The following is an 18,643-nucleotide window of genomic DNA, read 5'->3' on the forward strand; positions in this document are numbered from 1 at the left end:
CGAAAATCCCTGTACGGGTTTCTCGTCTCCGGGCCGGCAGGCGTTACGTCAGCAAAGGTGGCCGATATCTCAGCGGATCGTGCCGAACCCGGGTATCAGGGGCAGGTCCAGTGGTGTCACCCAGCCTGGCGGGCGGTCGTTGACGGCCGGCACCGCGTTGAGTGCGCGCAGGCCGGTGGCCAGGCATCCGGCGGCAGCCGCGTCCCGGCCGGAGCCGTCGGTGAACCGGAACGCCGTCTCCTGGAAGATGCTGGGTGTGCCCTCGATGTCGACGCGATACACGTCGTCCTCGGTGCCCGAGGGCCACTCCGGAGCGGCGTCATGGCCGATGCGGTTGACGTGCTCGAGCTGGATGCGAGTCTCGCCCCGGTAGACACCGTTGATGGTGAAGCGCACGGCTGCCACGTGCCCCGGCGGGATCACCCCCTTGGCGGTCTTGCGCTCCTCGGGCGTGACCCACTTCTCCCAGGTCGTGGTGATCTCGTCGAGTTCGATGCCGGCGGCGTGGGCCATCATCGGTACCGTCGCACCCCAGGCGAAGATCAACACGTCCGGGTTTTCCAGCAGCGGACGGAACTCCGGTTCCCGGCCGATGCCCATCTCGAACTCGTAGTCGCCTTCGTAGTTGGTGTAGTCCAGCAACTCAGAGGCCCGGACCCGGCGCACCTCGGAGCACAGACCCATCAGCGTCATCGGGAACAGATCGTTGGCGAAGCCGGGGTCGATGCCCGTGGTGAAGCACGACGCCCCGCCCTCCTCACAGGCTCGGGTGATCGGTTCGATCCAGTTCGGCGGGTTCAGCGTCATCGCCGGCCAGACCCAGGGCGTCATCGCGGTGGAGCACACGTCGATTCCGGCCCGCAGGAATCGGCCGATCAACCGGATGTTCTCCTCGGCGTGCGCGGCGGTGGGCCCGTAGTGCACCACCGCGTCGGGTGCCAGCGCGATCAGTGCGTCCACATCGTCGGTGGCGGTCACGCCCACCGGTTCAGCCAGCCCACAGATCTCGCCGACATCGCGGCCGACCTTGTCAGGGTTGCTGACTCCGACGCCCACCAGATCGAACCCGGGATGGTCGACGATCTCGCCGATCACCATCCGGCCGACGAAACCGGTACCCCACACCACGACCCGTTTGGCAGTGCCCACCGTCTGTGCCCACCTTTCGATCCCCCGGTTGTCGAGACTCACCCTGGCACGCCGCCGACGCTCCCGGACCCGATTTCGCTACTCCACGCGTCGAAAGTCGGCACACACCCGGTTTACCGTCCGGTCTGTGCGAATTCAGCAAAGGACACGGGCAGCCTGATCCGCCAGGTAGCATTCCGCGCAGATCACGGAGTTCTCGGGGGGGTTGCATGGCAAAGTGGCGGGGCGGCGGGGCGCTGTCGGTCGCGGGGATGGCAGTTGTCAGTGCGGTCGCGCTAGGGTTGACGCCGGCGGTGTCGGTCGGCGCGCACCTGCTCGCCGATGACGCACCGAACGCCTACCTCGTGCGGGGCACCAAGATCGGCGACCCGGCGGACGCCAAGTACGTCGCGTGGGCCGACAAGGTGCTCACCGCCACGCTGGGCGCACACGACGGCCCGACCAATGTGCCGTATTCCGGCGGGTTCTGGCCGGTGTCCAGCGGTGGGTTCAGCGATCCGACCTACGGCGCCGCCGTCGAAGAAGGCCTCGAGTCGCTCACCGATACCATCGCCGCCGGCGGCGACACCAGCAATCCGGTCATCGTTTTCGGCTACTCCGAAGGCGCGGTGGTGGTCACCGAATACATGCGCGACCACCCCGACGCCGGCAACACCTACGTCCTGGTCGGCAACCCGAACCGACCCAACGGCGGAATCCTGCAGCGGTTCAACGGTTTCTACATTCCCATCTTGGACATCCCGTTCAACGGGGCCACCCCCACCGACGGCGACCCGGTGATCGACATCGCCTACCGCTATGACGGCTGGGCCGACTTCCCGAAGTATCCGCTGAATTTGCTGGCGACCGCGAATGCGTTGGTGGGCATCGCCCTGCTGCACGGCAGAGCCGATCAGAACGTCACTGCGCAGACGCTCGCCGACGCCGAGGTTTCGACGCACGGCAACACCACCTATTACCTGCTCAACACCGACCACATTCCGCTCCTGATCCCGTTCGAGGGTCTGGTCCCCGACCAGCTGCTCGACGCCATCGATCGCCCACTGCGGACCCTGATCGAACTCGGTTATGACAGAAGTGATTACGGCCAGCCCACTCAGGCTGAACTGTTTCCGCCGCTACAACACGCCGACGCCGATGTCGACGAAGTGGCCGATGACGAGGTGACCCCCGCCAGTAGCGAGGACAGCGACGCTGTCGATGCCCCCGAACCGGTGACGAAGCGCCGTACCGCCGCGTCGCACAAACGCAACTCGACGTCCGCCTCGGCCGACCTGGACAGTGACGAAACCTTCTCCAGCGAAAGCAGATCCGGCGACGAAGCGGAGTCGGAGGCCGAAGGCGAATCGGAGGACGGGCCCGGCGAATCGGACGCCCCCGAGCCGCAGGACGACGACACCGACGCCGAGACGACGCACGACGCGCAGGACAGCGCCACTGACAGCGATTCCGCGGCCGCCTGAGCGGATCCACCGAATTGCGCTTCCCGGGCCCGGCAACGCAGCCGGGCGCGGGACGACGGATGGCCGAGGACACGTACTGGGCGTCTGTGCCGGGGCAGGCGGCGCGGCCATCCGGCACCGGAACCCGGAGCCGCAGCGCACGGTGCTGCGGCTGCACCGCGACTGATCCGCTCGTGGGTTTATCCCCATTTGTTTTCGGGCAACCCCTAAGCGCCGGCGTATCCGATCGTGGGGTGAGACCTGATGCGAAAGCCAGCGGTGTCGACCGCTGTCGCCGTGCTATCCGCTCTGCTCATGCTGGTGGCAGGCTGTTCCACCGGGCAGCGGGTAGACCTTGGTGACGGGGCCGGCAATCTGATCGCCGCGATCGCCGGTGAACCCGACCAACTCGATCCTCACAAGACCTCGGCGTACTTCTCGTTCGAAGTCCTCGAGAACATCTACGACACCCTGGTCGAACCCGATGAAAACCTGGAGATGCAGCCCGCACTGGCCGAGTCATGGCAGGTGTCCCCCGATCAGCTCACCTGGACCTTCCGGCTGCGTCCCGGCGTGACATTCCACGACGGCAGCCCGTTCACCGCCGACGACGTGGTGTTCTCGTACCGACGCATCATCGACGAGGAACTCACCAACGTCGACAAGTTCAGCGCCGTCACCGACGTCACCGCGCCGGACCCGCTGACCGTGGTGATCCGCCTGGAACGGCCAACCCCGAACCTGTTGACCAATCTGGGCGGCTTCAAAGGTATGGCCATCGTGTCGCGTGAGAATGTCGAAAGCGGCCAGATCGCAACCAATCCGGTGGGCACCGGGCCGTTCGCGTTCTCGGGCCAGACAAGCGGTGACTCCATCACGTTGCGTGCCAATCCCGACTACTGGGCGGGCCCACCGAAGGTTCCCGGTGTCACGTTCCGCTTCATCTCCGAGCCGTCCACCGCCCTGTCGGCCCTGCAGGCCGGTGAGATCGATTGGACCGATTCGGTTCCGCCACAACGAGTCGCCCAACTCGAGAACGACGACTCACTGCACCTGGCGGTCACCCCGAGCAACGACTACTGGTACCTGGCACTCAACGGCGCCCGCCCGCCCTGGAACGACGTCCGGGTGCGTCAGGCGATCGCCTACGGTATCGACCGCGAGGCCATTGTGCAGGCCACGAGTTACGGCACCGCGGCGCTCAACCAACTGGCGATTCCCGACGGCAACCCGTGGTTCACGCCGTATGACACCTACAGTTATGACCTCGACAAGGCCCGATCCCTGCTCGACGAAGCCGGCGCCCGACCCGAGAATCTGGACATGCTGGTCACCAGCGAATACCCCGAGACCGTCACCGCGGCGCAGATCATCGCGGACAACCTTGCCCCACTGGGTATCACGGTGAACATCCGCACCGTCGACTTCGCCACCTGGCTCGATGAACAGAACACCGGCAACTTCGACATGCTGATGATGGGCTGGCTGGGCAATATCGATCCCGACGACTTCTACTACGCCCAACACCACACCGACGGCACCAGCAACGCGCAGAAGTTCTCCGACCCGGAGGTGGACCGCCTGCTCGACGCCGGCCGCGTGGAGACCAACCGCGATGCCCGCGCCGACGATTACGCCAAGGCCGCCACGCTGATCGCCGACAACGTCAGCTACATCTACCTGTACAACCCGTCGGTCATCCAGGCGTGGACGCCGGAGCTGCAGGGGTATGTCGCACGACGCGACGGCGCAATCCGGTTCCGCACCGCGGAATTGAACGACGGCGGTGCGGCATGAGCTCACCAATCGTCCGGTTCCTGGCCCGGCGACTGCTCTACACCCTGGTGGTGCTCTTCGGGGTGCTGGTGCTGGTGTTCGCGCTCGTGCACCTGGTGCCCGGCGACCCGGTGCGCATCGCGCTGGGTACCCGCTACACACCCGAGGCCTACGAAGCACTGCGCTCTGCCAGCGGATTGGACCGCCCGCTGATCGAGCAGTTCTTCGGTTACATCGGCTCGGCGTTGACCGGCGACCTGGGCGTCAGCTTCCGCAACGGCGACCCGGTGACGGTCACCCTGCTGGACCGGCTGCCGGCCACGGTCTCCCTGGCCGTCGCGGGCATTGTGATCGCGCTGGTGATCGCGATTCCGGCCGGTATCTACTCGGCGTTGCACGAGGGCAAGCTGAGTGACGGAATCGTGCGTGTCACAAGCCAGTTCGGTGTCTCGATTCCCGACTTCTGGATGGGCATCCTGCTGATCGCGCTGTTCTCCACGACCCTGGGCTGGCTGCCCACTTCCGGTTACCGGCCGTTACTCAGCGATCCCGTTGGCTGGCTGCAGCACATCATCTTGCCCGCGCTGACGGTCGGTGTGGTGGCGGGTGCCATCATGACCCGCTACATCCGCTCGGCCGTCCTGGAGGTCGCCTCCACCGGCTATGTACGTACCGCCCGGTCCAAGGGCCTGGCACCGCGCGTGATCACCGAACGCCATATCGTGCGCAATGCCCTGGTTCCGGTGCTGACCATCACAGGCATCCAGTTGGCAACCATCCTCGGCGGCGTCATCGTCGTCGAGGTGGTGTTCGCGTGGCCCGGTCTGGGTCGGTTGGTGTACAACGCCGTCGCCGCCCGCGACTATCCGGTGATCCAGGGTGCGGTACTGCTGATCGCGGCGCTGTTCCTGTTGATCAATCTGATCGTGGACGCCCTGTACGCCGTCGTCGACCCGAGGATCCGGCTGTCATGAGCACCCCCACCGACGACCAGGCCAGGGTGTCTTCCTGGCGTATCCTGCTGGCCAATCCCGTCACGACCATCAGCGCGGCACTGCTGATCCTGATCGCGTTCATCGCGATCACCGCAACGTGGATCACTCCGTACGGCATCAACGACATCGATGTGCCGAACGCACTGCAATCCCCCAGCGGCGCACATTGGTTCGGCACCGACGAGTTGGGGCGCGATGTGCTCTCCCGCGTCCTCGTCGCCATCCAGGCCTCGATGAAGGTCGCAGTGATCAGCGTGGCGTTCGCAGCGGTGGTCGGGGTGACCGTCGGCCTGGTCGCCGGCTACTGGGGCGGCTGGATCGACGCCGTGTTCATGCGCATCGTCGACGTGATGTTCGCCTTCCCGGTGCTGCTGCTGGCGCTGGCGGTGGTGGCGATCCTGGGCCCGGGCGTGACGACGACCATCCTGGCGATCGGCATCGTCTACACCCCGATCTTCGCGCGGGTGGCCCGGGCCAGCACACTCAGTGTGCGCGTCGAGCCGTATGTCGCGGTGTCCAGGACCATGGGCACCGGACATGCGTACATACTGCGCAGGCACATCCTGCCCAATATCGCCGGCCCGCTGATCGTGCAGACCTCGTTGTCGCTGGCATTCGCGATCCTGTCCGAGGCCGCGCTGTCATTTCTGGGCCTGGGAATCCAGCCACCGCAACCGTCGCTGGGGCGGATGATCTTCGACTCGCAAGGCTTCGTCACCCTGGCCTGGTGGATGGCGGTCTTTCCCGGTGCGGCCATTTTCGTGACGGTGCTGGCGTTCAACCTGTTCGGTGACGGTCTGCGCGACGTGCTCGATCCCAAACAGCGCAGCATGATCGAATCCAGGAGCAAGCGATGACGGCGCCAGTGCTGCAGGTCGAGGGCCTCGAGGTCGGCATCGGTCGGCGAGACATCGTGCGCGGCATCTCCTTCGGGGTACAGCGTGAGCAGACGTTGGGTCTGGTCGGTGAATCCGGGTCGGGTAAGTCGATGACGGTGCTGGCGGCCACCGGACTGCTGGACACTCCTGGCGCCGCTGTGCGGGGCTCCAGTGTCCTGGCCGGTGACGTGCAACTGGTCGGAGCTTCGGACCGCGCGCTCAGGAAGGTGCACGGCGCACGCATCGGCTTCGTGTTCCAGGACCCGGGCACGTCACTCAACCCCTTGCTGACGCTGGAACGTCAGATCACCGAATCCCTCGAAGCACACCGTGATCTCACCCGGCGGGCTGCCAAGGACCGGGCACTGGAGCTGTTGGAGGCCGTGGGGCTGCCCGATCCGGCCCGCCGGTTGCACTCCTATCCGCACCAGCTCTCCGGTGGCCAGCGCCAGCGCGTGATGATCGCCATCGCCCTGGCCTGTGACCCCGAACTGCTGATCGCCGACGAACCCACCACCGCGCTGGACGTCACCACCCAGGCCCAGATCATCGAGCTGGTGCGCACACTCCAGCGCGACTTCGGAACTGCGGTGGTGTGGATCAGCCACGATCTCGGTGTCATCGGCCAGGTGGCCGACGAGGTGACGGTGCTGCGCGACGGATCCGCGGTCGAGCAGGCGCCGGTCCTGGACGTCTTCGACCGCCCGCACAGCGACTACACCCGCGAACTACTGGCCGCCCGACCGATGATCGGCGACCAAGGCCCACCGCCGGCTGCCGCGGACGCTCCGGTGCTGCTGCAGGTCGACGGCCTCGATGTGCGCTTCCCCGTACAGACGCCCACCGGAAAGACGGAAGTCCACGCGGTACAGCAAGTTTCGTTCTCAATTGCCCGTGGCACCACGCTCGGTCTGGTCGGTGAGTCCGGATCGGGCAAGTCCACCGTCGCGGCCGCTCTCACCGGGCAGATCACCCCCGACGCGGGCACCGCCACGCTGGGAGGTGTGGACCTGTTCGGCGCAGCCGGCCCACAACAGAAGCAACTGCGCCGCCAGATCAGCCTGGTGTTCCAGGACCCGTTCTCGTCGTTGAATCCGCGGGCCCGCATCGACACCGCGATCGCCGAACCGCTGCTGGTGCACAAGCTGGCGAAAGACAAGCGTGCCCGGGGCGCGCGGGTAGCCGAACTGCTCGAACTCGTCGGCCTGCCCCCGGGGTTCGCGTCTCGGTACCCACATGAGCTCTCCGGCGGTCAGCGTCAACGAGTCAGCATCGCGCGCGCGTTGGCCACGGAACCAGACCTGCTGATCCTCGACGAGTCCACCGCATCTCTGGACGTATCGGTGCAGGCCCGAGTCCTGGATCTACTGGCGCGGCTGCAGTCCGAGCTCGGGCTGACCTACCTGTTCATCGCCCACGACCTCGCGGTGGTGCAACGCATGTGTCATCAGGTGCTGGTGCTGCGTAACGGGGTGGCCGTCGAAAACCGCCCCGCCGCAGAGTTGTTCGCGGACCCCTCCGACGAGTACACCCGTGCGCTGCTCGCCGCGGTGCCCCCGGCGCGGCCGCGGGCCTCGGCCTGAACAGGACGGCGTCCAGCCGGCCGCTGACTTGTGTTGCCGGCGGCCGGCTTTGAGCTCACCCTCGGGTTAGGGATCGTCGGGGGCGAGGATCCGGTCGGGGTGGTGATAGACATTGACGCGGGACTGTCCGCAGTCCAGTTCCGGGGGTGGGATCCATTCGGTGACGCCGTCCTCAGGCCGGTTTCGGGTGGTCCAACCGGTGGTTTCGACCATCCGGTTGTCCGGCCCACAGGCCAGGGTGAGGTCTTCGATGTTTGTTTCGCCGCCGTCTTTCCAGTCTTTGGTGGCGTGATGGACCTGGCAGCGGTACCCGCAGGCGGTGCATCCGGGCATGGTGCAGCCACCGTGTTGGGCCAGCAGCATGATCCGCTGCCCCCGGGAAGCGGTCCGGCGAGCGCGCCCCAGGTGCAACGGCACCCCTTTGCCGTCGAACAACGCCAGGTAATGAAACGCGTGAGAAGCCATCCGGATGACCTCGGGCATCGGGATCAACGTCCCGTCGGCGGTCAGGCCGTGGCCCACCCCTTTCTCCAGGTCGGTGAGGTTGGCTTTGACGATGATGGTGACGGGCAGGCCGTTGTGGTGGCCGAGGTCACCGGAGGCCAACAGCGCCCGGCCCATCGCCAGCAACGCATCATGATTGCGTTGCCCCTGGGTGCGGGCATCGGTGCGGGCGCGCTCCGGATCGGGTTCCCCGTCGACCTGCGGGGCCTCATCGGCCGGGTTGCACATACCCGGGGCCGCCAGTTTCGCCTGCGCTGCGTGCAGGGTGGCCGCGCATTCCGGGGTGAGCCTGCCGTGCACCGGCACGTTGCCGTCGGCGTCCTGCTTACCGATGGTGAAATACCGGCCGGCCTGACGATCGACATCGGAGAATTCGCCGTCTTGGTTGAGGAGGTATTTCAACCGGTCGGCGACTTCGGTGAAGCCGTCGACATCCAGGGTCGAGGCGTGGCGGGCCAGGTCGGCTTCGGCGGCTTCACGGGCCGAGAAGTCCACCGATGCCGGGAGGTTCTTGAAGAACGTTTTGACCTTCGCCACATGTTCCGGACCGATCAGGCCGTGGGCTTGGGCGGCGGCGATGTTGGGCAGCGTGGGTGGCAGTGGTTCGCCGGTCAGTGCGGTGCGCGGACCCAAAAGTGCGGCCGACGTGAGGCGGCGGGCGGCTTCGCTGTCACTGATCCGCAACCGGGCCGCCAAGACCTTCTTGAAGCTGCTCGCCCCCAACTGTTTCGGCGCGCATTCCGACCTCAGCCGTTGATACACCTTGTGATCCAGGGCCGGCTGCATCCAGGTGACGGTTTCGCGGCGCTGCATCAGCGCCAACAACTCCAGCGGGGTGAACGCATCGATCGACAACGAGTTCATCTGCGCGGTCAAGACTTCGATCTGCGCTTGGGCAGCCAGCATCGCCTCCTTGTCGGCGATCGCTGAAGTACCCATACCCTGAAGCTAGACCCAGCCACCGACAAGAACGCCCCGTTTGTGACTGCTGATACTGAAGTGGCGCAGCAGTTTTCGTGATTCGCCGAGATGCACGCCAGGGTCGTGAAGTGCGCCTGAAAGCAACCCTCTGCGAGATATCGGCGCCTCGATAGCGCCGATTTGGGCGCAGCCAGATGAACGTCAGCTCTGCACCGTCGGCCGGATCGTGATGTCGCCGATCTCCACGTCGGCCGGCTGGCTGATCGCGAAGGCGATCGCCCGCGCCACCGCATCGGCAGGCAGCCCGTACTCGGCCATGCTGCTACGGATCTGCTCGCGCAGCTCGCTGTCGTCGATCGAGTCGGCCAGTTCGGTCGCCACCACGCCGGGTGAGATGGCGGTCGTCCGCACCACCCCATCGGTGTTCTCCTGCCGGAACGCCTCCAGCAGCGTCCGTACCGCATTCTTGGTGGCAGCGTAAACCCCTTGGGTCGGCACGATTTTGAGTCCGGACGTCGACAGTGTGGTCACGAAATGCCCTGCGCCCTGCCGCCGGAACACCGGCAAGGCCGCGGCGAGGCCGTGCAGGACGCCACGGAGGTTGACGTCGATCATGGCGTCCCAGCCGGCGACGTCGCGGTCGGCCACCAGCCCGGTCTTGGCAATACCGGCGTTGCTCACCAGAACGTCGAGCCGGCCATACTCCCGCACCGCCGTGTCCACCATGGCCTGCACATCGGCATAACTCGTCACGTCGGTCACCACACCGAACGCCCGTCCACCGCGAGCGGTGATCCGCTCGACGACCTCATCGAGCCGCTCCCGGCGCCGCGCTCCCAGCACCACTGCATGCCCGTCAGCGGCCAGGTGTTCGGCCGTTGCGGCGCCGATCCCGGTGCCGGCGCCCGTGATCGCCACAACCTTCGAGTTGTCGCTCATTCCACACTCCCTCAGATAAGTGGATACGTGTCCGTTTACTCATTCCACCGTACCGAACACGTGTCCGTTTAGGCTAGGAGGGTGATGAGCGCACCACGACGCCGCGCCGACGCGGCCGAAAACCGCGACCGCATCCTGGAGGCAGCCCGGGAATTGATCATCGGTTCAGAAGAGCTGCGGCTCAATGCCATCGCCAAGCGAGCCGGCGTCGGGCAGGCCACGATGTACCGTCACTTCCCCACCCGGGAACACCTGTTGTCCGAGGTGTACCGCCACGATGTCGACGAACTGGTGGCCGCCGCGCCCGCACTGCTCACCGAACACAGTGCCCTCGAGGCCCTGCAACGGTGGTTCGACCGCGTGGCCGAGTACGCGCGGGTCAAACGTGGCGTGTTCGCGGCCCTGGAAGTGGCTGTCTGGCAGGATCTTTCGGCGCACAGCCTGGGTCCGATCGGTGATGCGATCACCAGCCTGCTCGACGCCGGCAAGTCCGAAGGGACGCTGCGCGGCGATATCGACGCCCGCGATGTCATTCTCCTGATCGGTTATCTCACCCGCCTCGAGGATGCCGAATGGGACCTCCGCGCACACCACCTGCTGCGCGTGATTCTCGATGGGATGCGTGTGAGAAGGTCTGACGATGACTGACCTCACGGGCAAAGTGGCCCTGGTGACCGGCGCATCCTCCGGACTCGGCGCAGCGGTGGCGCAGTTGTTCGCCGCACGCGGCGCCTCGGTGTTCGGCATCTCCCGCGATGCCGACCGGATGGCGACGGTATTCGCCGACGTCCCCGGCGGCGTCTACGACTCGGTCGACATCGTGTCCCCGGAGGCTTGCGCCGGGGCGGTGCAGCAGTGCGTGGAGAAGTTCGGCCGCCTCGACGCTTTGATCAATGTCGCGGGTTTTCACACCATGCGACACACCCGCGACGTCACCGACGACGAGTGGGCTTACGACCTCGCGGTCAACCTCAACGGCCCGTTCTTCCTGTGCCGCGCCGCGCTCCCGCATCTGCTGGAGACGGGCGGCAGCATCGTCAACGTGTCTTCGATCGCCGGCATCGAAGGTGAGGTGTACTCGGCCGGCTACTGCGCCGCCAAACACGGACTCGTCGGCCTGACCCGCGCACTGGCCATCGAGTTCACCGCCGACCGGTTGCGTGTCAACGCGGTGTGCCCCGGTGGCATGGTGACCCCGCAGGCCACTGAGTTCGCCGCCCCCGAGAACGCCGACTGGAACCTGATCATGCGCATCGCCTCGCCGCGGGGGTTGATGGACGTCGCCGATGTCGCCAAGACCATCGCATTCCTGGCCAGCGATGACGCCTCCGCAGTGCACGGCGCGGTGTACATCGTCGATAACGGGAAAACTGCCGGCTGAGCTGGCACCATCAACGCCGTGGTCAAATCCCTCGAGGCTGACAACCAGTCCATCGGCACCTCGGACAGCACCGCGGTCGCCGGATCGGTCGCCACCGTCGCCAGCACCGCCGTGGCCGGGTCGGCGGCCACCGTCGCCAGCACCGCGGTGGCCGGCTCGGCGGCCACGGTCGCCAGCGCCGGCGTGGTGAGCTCGGCGGCCACGGCGGCCAGCACCGCGGTGGCCGGCTCGATCGCCACTGCGGGCAGCGCCGCGGTGGCCGGAAGCATCGTCATCGCAATGTCTCTCGCCATCGCCGGCAGCATCGCCTGTGTGGCCTGCGCCTTCTGCAAGAAGTGCATCGCCTGCCTGGGCTGCGTGGGTTGTGTCAACTGTGTCGGTTGTATCGGGTGCTACAACTGCTCGGGTCTGCGCTTCGCCGTCGGCAAGCGCGACGTGCACGCCTGAATCTTCTGCCGATCCGCCCCGAGTGCCGCTCGCGGCGCGCACGATAGGAAGTGTCCGCGAAGCGCTGAACGAAGGGAGCGGACATGAAGGCGAAAGTCGGTGACTTCCTCGTCGTCAAGGGAACAACGACCGAACGACACGAGCAGCACGCCGAGATCCTCGAGGTCCGCTCCGAGGACGGGTCTCCCCCGTACGTGGTGCGCTGGTCGTTGGACGGTCACGAGGCGACGGTGTATCCGGGATCGGACGCCATCATCATCACCGCGGACGAGCACGCCCGCACCTCGCACTAGTCCAACGACGTGTGCATCAACATCACGCTGTAGGTCGACCACAACGACAACGTGAAATACAGGTCTGAACCTTTGGACCACGGGTGGATGTAGGGCGCGTAGATGCCGCCAGGCACCTCGGCGGTGTTGACGATCGTCTTGGCCTGGCTCCAGGGGCCTTCCGGGCGGTCGGCGGTGCGCATCACCACGTTGTTCACGGTGTTGGTGTACAGCATCACGAACTTCTGCAGATGGTCATTCCACGCGACGGACATCTCGCTGCCCGGAGCCCACACCACCTGCAGCGCGAGGTAGGGCGTGTTCCTGATCCAGCCGAAAGGTGTGTAGTACTCGTACGCGGAGTTGTCGGCCACCGCGTTCTCCGGAACCCTTGCCAGGAAAGGCATTCCACCGCGGCCGGCACCTGTGCCGTAGTTGTAGACGTACCCGCCGGAGCGCACGTAGGCGGCCATCTGGAAGTTCTGGAAGCCCCAGACGAACGGGATGCCGGGCACCGTGTTGAACCAGCTGGGCCGGATGCTGGTGCGCGGTACCGTCCAGTTCTCGCCATTGTCGTCCGAGACCGCGACGGCCGAGAAGTTCGTCGACCACTGCCCGGGATTGCCCCACTGGCTCACCGACATGAAGTTCACGTACTGTCTGGTGCCCACCGAAATGCCCGCCGTCGGGATGACAGTCACCTCGGTGGCGGCCAGACCCAGGCTGGCGATGACCTGGCGAGAGAAGTCGGGCCGGTTCTGCGCCACCGGTGAGCCGGCGTAGATGTCGCCATAGCGGGGATCTGGTATTCGCATGCCGTCGGCCAGGTTCCGGTCCGCGCTGCGGTACAGGACGTTCTTGCGCCACTCCTGATCCTGGACACTGCAGTTGCCGAAGGTGTCGCCGAAGGCGATCAGTACCTGCGGATTGCTGGTCGACCCGTTGTCCCACATGATGCCCAGATCGGTTCCCGAGATTCCGAAACGTTTGTAGGAGTCGGTTTCCGGGCCGGTCACCCAGTCCACTCGGGTCGCGGTGGTCACCGCGGGCGCCGCGGCGGCCCGCGCGGCGGTGTTGGGCGCCACCGCGGCATCGGCCTGCGCCGGGCTGAGGTTGTTCGGGTTGGCGACGGCTCCGGGCTTGCGTCCGATGGGCAGATGCAGGACGGGCAGTTTCGGCGCGGCCGACGGTGCCAGTCCGCGGGCCGAGGCGCTCGGAGGCGGCACCGAGCACGGGTCCGCAGCAGCAGGGGTGATGACAGCCATCGGGATCACCAGCGCAGCCACCAGCGAGGACGCAGCGGCCATCGAGATAGGTCGCAGGAACGCCGACATGTCACCTTCCGGGGCGCGAATCACAGGCCGTTGCACGGCCTTCCAACACAGGTCACCTTGTTCTGCCCTGAACGACGCCGACCCCGACAGCGACGCTCTTGTGACAGTAGTGACTGAAGTGACTCATTCGGAGATCCAGCTCCCACTTGAGATGCAAGCGTGACCGTGTCGTGACGAGCCTTGACCTGAACAGTCATTGAGGTCTTAGCGTCGGTTCCATGCCTGTTGACTCGCTCGGACCGTGGGGTTTCGCGATCGAAAAGACCGGGCTGGACACGGCCGCCGTGATCGAGGACCTCGGTTTCACCACGCTGTGGATGGCCGGTGGTCAGCTCGATCGGTTGACCCGGCTGACGGATCTGCTCGCAGCCACCCGGCGGGCGGTCGTCGGGTCGTCGATCATCTCCGCCGACGTCCATCCCGCCGCTGAGGTGATCGAGCTGTACCGGCGCGCCGAGTCGCAGTACCCGGGCCGGTTGTTGGTGGGCCTCGGCGGCCCGCAGCGCCCGGCGACCGTCGCGGCCTTCGAGCAGTACCTCGATCAACTCGACGCCGTGCCCTGCGAACGGCGCATTCTCGCGGCCATCGGTCCGCGGCGGCTGGATGTGGCGCGACGGCGAGCCAGTGGGGCGGTGCCGATCCTGGTGACACCCGCCTACGTCAGGGCCGCCCGGCGCAGTCTCGGCGGCGACAGACTGTTGGCAGTCGGGTTGTTCGCGGTGCTCGACGGCAATCCGGTCACCGCCCGCGAGACGGCGCGTCAACCGTTGCGGTTCCTGCTGGGGCAGGTGCGCGGGTACCGGGATTCGGCCCGGCGCCAGGGGTTCACCGATCGCGAGATCGAGACACTCGGAGACCGGCTCGTCGACGCGCTGACCGCCTGGGGTTCACCGGCCGCAGTGGCCGAACGCGCGGCGGAACTGCGGGCGGCCGGCGCCGATCATGTATCGGTGTCGGTCCTGCACAACGGGGATCAACCGGGTCCTCTGGCCGCCGCCCGCGCACTGGCACCACTGCTTCTCGGGTGAGCACCCCGTAACGATTGCGACATGTTCGCCTGGATTCTGCCCTGATGTCCACCGTTCGGCGCTGACAACACTGTAAGTTTGCTCCGGCAAACAACGGGTCGGGGGGCCTGCGATCCGAGAGGTATGTCTCCAGATGAGTGCGACAAACAACGCAGCCACCTACATCGGCCGCATCGGCGGTCTCGCGGTAGCTCTCGGCGTCGGCGCCGCGATCGCCAGCGGAGCCGGGATCGCGTACGCCGACACCACCTCCGCCTCCTCGGACTCATCGTCGAGCTCGTCGGACTCCTCCGGGAGCACATCATCGGAATCAGGCAAGGACCGGCGCTCCGAGAGATCCACCTACAAGTCCTCCGAGCGCAACACCACGCGTGAGTCGACCAAGGACACCCCCTCCGACACCAAGAACGCCGACACCAAGAACGCCGACGACGCACCGGACACCAAATCAGACAAGGACGACGACGCCGACCGCGACGCCCCCAAAACCGAAACCAAGGCCACGAGCGCCTCGAAGTCGGGGTACGGAACCAAGCGCGCCGAACGCGACGACACCGACGCTGCGCCGTCCACCTCAGCTCAGCAGACCCCCACCGAGCCGGCCCAGCCCGAGCCGACGGACCCCGTGACCGACACCTCCGTGGACCGCGAATTGTCGGCCCCCATCGCGGTGAAGCCCGCCTCGGCGGCCGCCCCCACCCGGGTCCGCACCAACGCCTACATACAGGCCCAGGTCGAGGCCGCCGTACGGCCCCGCCTGGTGACGCGTCTGCTCGGCGCGTTCGGTCCGGAGTCCGCGAGTGACAACAGCCCGACCGCCCCGGCGCAGGCGCCGGCCCTGGCGGCGCTGCTGGGCTGGGTGCGCCGGGAGTCAGAGCGCAGCTACACCGCCGCGGGGCAGGCCTCCCCCGCGGCGGCCAACTATGCCGCCGCCGCCGTGGTCGATCCCCTGCCGGGACGGTTGAGTTCGAGCCCGCTCGGTTGGGTGACAGGTGCCGGCGTCAGGTACTTGAACGGGATCCGCGTCAACCCGACTCAGGACACCGCTGCCGAGTTCGGCATCGGCAGTACCGACCTGGGCATCATGTGGGACGGCGGCACCATCAACGGTCAGCGATTCGTGCACGTCGCCTTCGGCGACTCGTTCCGCGGCCCGCACATGCAGGGCGATTGGCTGAGCAACGCTCTTCTGATCAGCTACGACGACGCACTCGGGGACGGTCTCGACCTCGCGCCCACCGGCCGGGTCCTGAGCCAGTTCATCCGCGGTCGGCAGGCTCTGGGCCTCTTCGGGTCCGAGGTGACCGTGATCCCCACCGCGGGCATTCAGATCGACGGCAGGCAGTACGTCAACTACATGTCGGTGAAATCGTGGGATACCCCCGGCCGGTGGACCACCAACTTCTCGGCCATCTCGCGGTTCAACGCGAGTGGCAACGTATGGGAACTGGTGCCGTCGACCATCCGCTCGGCGGGCTGGCTGCGCTCCTCGACGCCGTACCGGCCCGGTGACCAGAACTTCCAGCAGATGGCCTACGTGCTGCAGCCCGAAGACCAAGTGGCCGAGGGCGACCCGCGTTACCTGTACGCATTCGGCACCCCCTCCGGGCGCGCTGGATCGGCCTACCTGTCCCGCGTCGCCGAAGGTGACGTCACCGACCTGAGCAAGTATGAGTACTGGGACGGAAACAACTGGGTCGCCGGTAACGCCGCGGTGGCCAAGCCGGTCATCGGCACGGACCGGTCATCGGGGCTGTTCGGTTTTGTCGTCGACTGGGCCAACGATCCCAACGTGTTCGGCGGCTACCTCGGCGGGCTGTTCGGCGCCAAGACCGGCGGCAACGTCAGTGAGATGTCGGTGCAGTACAACGAGTACCTCGACAAGTACGTGGTGCTCTACGGCGACGGCAACAACAACATCCAGATGCGTGTCGCCGACACCCCGGAAGGCGCGTGGTCGGACCCGGTCCAGTTGGCGAGTTCGGTCCAGTACCCGGGTCTGTACGCTCCCATGATCCACCCGTGGTCGGGCACCGGGCTTCTGGTCGACGACGGGGACGCCGACTACAACAATCTCTACTGGAACATGTCGATCTGGGGCGACTACAACGTGGTGCTGATGAAGACCGACCTGAGCCCCCTGCAGACCGTGCAGGTGTGACAAACCAGCACTAGCGCAACGTGATCGGGTCACCGATCAGGTGCAGGGCGATCGGCGTCAACGGTTTGACGTAGGAAGCCTCGGCATCGACCGTGGTGTTGTCGACATCCCACCGCCGGCAGACCTTCGGGATCCCGATGGGATAGACGGTGATCTCCTCATCGGTGATGTGCATGCGCAGGAAGTTCTTGTAGCCCTCGTAACGGAAGGCTGAGAACGCCTCCGTGGCATGGCAGTTGAGCAGCCAGAACGTGAGGAACAGATACACGCCGAAGGTGAGCGAGCCCAGGATGCCGCCGAGCACCAGCACGATCACCCCGGCGCCCAGCATGTACGCCACACCTCCGCCCAGGTTTCGACAGACCTCGAATGCGATCCACGCGATGAGGCCTTGCACCAGCACGTGCAGCGCGGTGTGTACCGCGCCGATGCCGATCTTGTAGAGCATCCGCGTGCGGTTGCCCAGGTTCTTCGGCGCGTCGAAAAACGCTGCGAGCAGACACCACAGCAGGAACACCACCACGACGCTCGCCGGACTGGTGGTGCGCACGAACAGATCACCCAGTGGCGGCATTGCTTCGCTGGGCAGCGCCGCTGTGTTGGCGATGAACAGCAATAGGTGCACCAGCGCCGGCAGGATCATGAACTCCGGGTTGAACCTGCCCAGTTGCAGGACCCGCCAGGAAAGCCCCCGGGACGTCCGCTGCTCGGGGTAGACATCCCGCCGGATGAACGTCTCTTTGGCGGCGTTGACAAACGGTGTGGTCGAGGACCGCGGCTGCGGAACGATCACCTCGAGGTCCTCGTCGAGCTTGTGCGTCGCGGACAGGAACGCACCCCCACCGCCGGCGGTCAGCCGCACCCGTTTCCCGCGATCGGCGTCGGCCGCGTCGTACCGGGCGAAATGGTGTTTGTCACCGGAGATCATCAACACCGTGGTCACCTGGTCGGGTACCAGCGCCTTCTCCACCCAGGCGAGGTTGTCGTAGGCGCGCGGGTCTTCAGCGGTGGCGGCCCAGCTCGGTACGGCCGTGCACAGGATGAGCCGATCGCCCGGATTCATCATCGTCGCCGCGTCCTCGAAGTAGCGGATCTGCGCCACATCCAGATATGCGCCGTTCTGGATGTCGATGCCCCACAACCAGAACGGCCCCGGCAGGTCCACAGCGAAATAGCTGCGCGACTGCTTGAGCTGCCAGCCGCCCAACCAGCCACCTTCCGGCACGTCGTCGTCACCGGGCCGATCGCCTTGGGCGAACACCCGCATGAAACCGGTGAGGCCGTCGTACCAGTCGTGGTTGCCGGGCAGGGCCAGCATCATCGGCAGATCCCGTTCACCGTCGGGATCCGTCCACGGCAATGCGGCCTTGTAGGGCCCGCGGAAGCGGTCCTCGTACTCCCGGATGGTGGCGTAGGGATACACCTGGTCGCCGCCGAGCACCAAGACGTCCGCGCGGGGCAACCCCTGCGGTACCCCCTCGACAGCGATCTCACGCTGGGCCACAGTCCAGGCCACCGAGTAACTGGTGTCGAAGCCGTCGGCGGTGTCGGCCACAAAATCCACCCATACGTCGGTGCCGGTCGCCTTGGCCTGCAACACCCGCGAGCCCAGCGACTGTTGCATTTCCCGTTTGTCGAGGTAGTCGCCGAACACCAGGGACAGCACCACCTTGGCAGCCGTCCGCGCGAGCGTCGACGGGCTGAACCAGCGCACCGGCTCGCGACGGTCGAAGCCCAGATCGTCCATGCTCGCCGGCCGGGTGGGCGGTGTGTAGACCCGCTTCTCCGCCGGCGCAGCCGACCCGTTGCGTTGTTCTTCACTTATCGACATGT

Annotated in this window: 16 protein-coding genes; 11 read left to right on the forward strand and 5 right to left on the reverse strand. The window is 66.3% G+C overall.

Features of this window, described 5'->3' with window-relative positions:
* Nucleotides 1–69: 69 nt before the first annotated feature.
* On the reverse strand, nt 70–1,149 hold the full coding sequence (locus tag NL241_RS22190) for an NAD(P)H-dependent amine dehydrogenase family protein (RefSeq protein ID WP_494395044.1): 1,080 nt from the start codon (nt 1,147–1,149) through the stop codon (nt 70–72).
* 209 nt (nt 1,150–1,358) lie between these two features.
* Here NL241_RS22190 and NL241_RS22195 point away from each other — a divergent pair, with 209 nt between their 5' ends.
* The 5 genes from NL241_RS22195 (at nt 1,359) to NL241_RS22215 (ending at nt 7,823) form a co-directional block, all read left to right on the forward strand.
* Nucleotides 1,359–2,612: a PE-PPE domain-containing protein gene (locus NL241_RS22195; protein ID WP_494395045.1), complete on the forward strand. Its 1,254-nt coding sequence runs from the start codon at nt 1,359–1,361 to the stop codon at nt 2,610–2,612.
* A gap of 243 nt (nt 2,613–2,855) precedes the next feature.
* Nucleotides 2,856–4,388 carry an ABC transporter substrate-binding protein gene (locus NL241_RS22200; protein ID WP_487687818.1) on the forward strand — a complete coding sequence of 511 codons (1,533 nt, stop codon included), beginning with the start codon at nt 2,856–2,858 and terminating at the stop codon, nt 4,386–4,388.
* On the forward strand, nt 4,385–5,341 hold the full coding sequence (locus NL241_RS22205) for an ABC transporter permease (protein ID WP_494395046.1): 957 nt from the start codon (nt 4,385–4,387) through the stop codon (nt 5,339–5,341). Before NL241_RS22200 ends, NL241_RS22205 begins: the two co-directional genes overlap by 4 nt.
* Nucleotides 5,338–6,219 (forward strand): ABC transporter permease, encoded by an 882-nt coding sequence (locus NL241_RS22210; RefSeq protein ID WP_487687812.1) that lies wholly within the window; start codon nt 5,338–5,340, stop codon nt 6,217–6,219. The genes NL241_RS22205 and NL241_RS22210 overlap by 4 nt, the downstream gene beginning before the upstream one ends.
* Complete coding sequence (locus NL241_RS22215) at nt 6,216–7,823, forward strand: dipeptide ABC transporter ATP-binding protein (protein ID WP_494395047.1); 1,608 nt, start codon at nt 6,216–6,218, stop codon at nt 7,821–7,823. Before NL241_RS22210 ends, NL241_RS22215 begins: the two co-directional genes overlap by 4 nt.
* A 66-nt stretch (nt 7,824–7,889) precedes the next feature.
* Here the strand turns inward: NL241_RS22215 and NL241_RS22220 are convergent, their stop codons facing one another.
* A complete protein-coding gene (locus NL241_RS22220) occupies nt 7,890–9,266 on the reverse strand; it encodes an HNH endonuclease signature motif containing protein (protein ID WP_494395048.1) in 1,377 nt (458 codons plus the stop codon).
* A gap of 183 nt (nt 9,267–9,449) precedes the next feature.
* Nucleotides 9,450–10,187: an SDR family oxidoreductase gene (locus NL241_RS22225; protein ID WP_494395049.1), complete on the reverse strand. Its 738-nt coding sequence runs from the start codon at nt 10,185–10,187 to the stop codon at nt 9,450–9,452.
* Between the two features lie 84 nt (nt 10,188–10,271).
* Here NL241_RS22225 and NL241_RS22230 point away from each other — a divergent pair, with 84 nt between their 5' ends.
* From NL241_RS22230 to NL241_RS22245, 4 genes are all read left to right on the forward strand, one after another.
* On the forward strand, nt 10,272–10,835 hold the full coding sequence (locus NL241_RS22230) for a TetR/AcrR family transcriptional regulator (protein ID WP_494395050.1): 564 nt from the start codon (nt 10,272–10,274) through the stop codon (nt 10,833–10,835).
* Nucleotides 10,828–11,568 carry an SDR family NAD(P)-dependent oxidoreductase gene (locus tag NL241_RS22235; RefSeq protein ID WP_494395051.1) on the forward strand — a complete coding sequence of 247 codons (741 nt, stop codon included), beginning with the start codon at nt 10,828–10,830 and terminating at the stop codon, nt 11,566–11,568. Before NL241_RS22230 ends, NL241_RS22235 begins: the two co-directional genes overlap by 8 nt.
* Before the next feature lie 9 nt (nt 11,569–11,577).
* Nucleotides 11,578–12,015 carry a hypothetical protein gene (locus NL241_RS22240; RefSeq protein WP_494398363.1) on the forward strand — a complete coding sequence of 146 codons (438 nt, stop codon included), beginning with the start codon at nt 11,578–11,580 and terminating at the stop codon, nt 12,013–12,015.
* Nucleotides 12,016–12,098: 83 nt separating this feature from the next.
* Entirely contained in the window at nt 12,099–12,308 is a 210-nt protein-coding gene (locus NL241_RS22245) for a DUF1918 domain-containing protein (RefSeq protein ID WP_487687794.1), read from the forward strand.
* Here the strand turns inward: NL241_RS22245 and NL241_RS22250 are convergent.
* Nucleotides 12,305–13,621, reverse strand: a complete 1,317-nt coding sequence (locus tag NL241_RS22250; protein ID WP_494395052.1) for a glycoside hydrolase family 183 protein — start codon at nt 13,619–13,621, stop codon at nt 12,305–12,307. The two genes, NL241_RS22245 and NL241_RS22250, sit on opposite strands and share 4 nt — an antisense overlap.
* A gap of 218 nt (nt 13,622–13,839) precedes the next feature.
* Between NL241_RS22250 and NL241_RS22255 the strand changes: the two genes are divergently transcribed.
* Together NL241_RS22255 and NL241_RS22260 are read left to right on the forward strand one after the other, a co-directional pair.
* Nucleotides 13,840–14,649, forward strand: coding sequence for a TIGR03620 family F420-dependent LLM class oxidoreductase (locus tag NL241_RS22255; RefSeq protein ID WP_494395053.1), 810 nt, complete (start codon nt 13,840–13,842; stop codon nt 14,647–14,649).
* Between the two features lie 133 nt (nt 14,650–14,782).
* Entirely contained in the window at nt 14,783–16,810 is a 2,028-nt protein-coding gene (locus NL241_RS22260; RefSeq protein WP_494395054.1) for a glycoside hydrolase family 183 protein, read from the forward strand.
* Nucleotides 16,811–16,820: 10 nt separating this feature from the next.
* Here NL241_RS22260 and NL241_RS22265 read toward each other — a convergent pair whose 3' ends face one another.
* Nucleotides 16,821–18,641, reverse strand: a complete 1,821-nt coding sequence (locus tag NL241_RS22265; RefSeq protein WP_494395055.1) for a hypothetical protein — start codon at nt 18,639–18,641, stop codon at nt 16,821–16,823.
* Nucleotides 18,642–18,643: the final 2 nt, after the last annotated feature.

It is taken from the genome of Mycolicibacterium sp. SMGY-1XX (assembly GCF_059132455.1).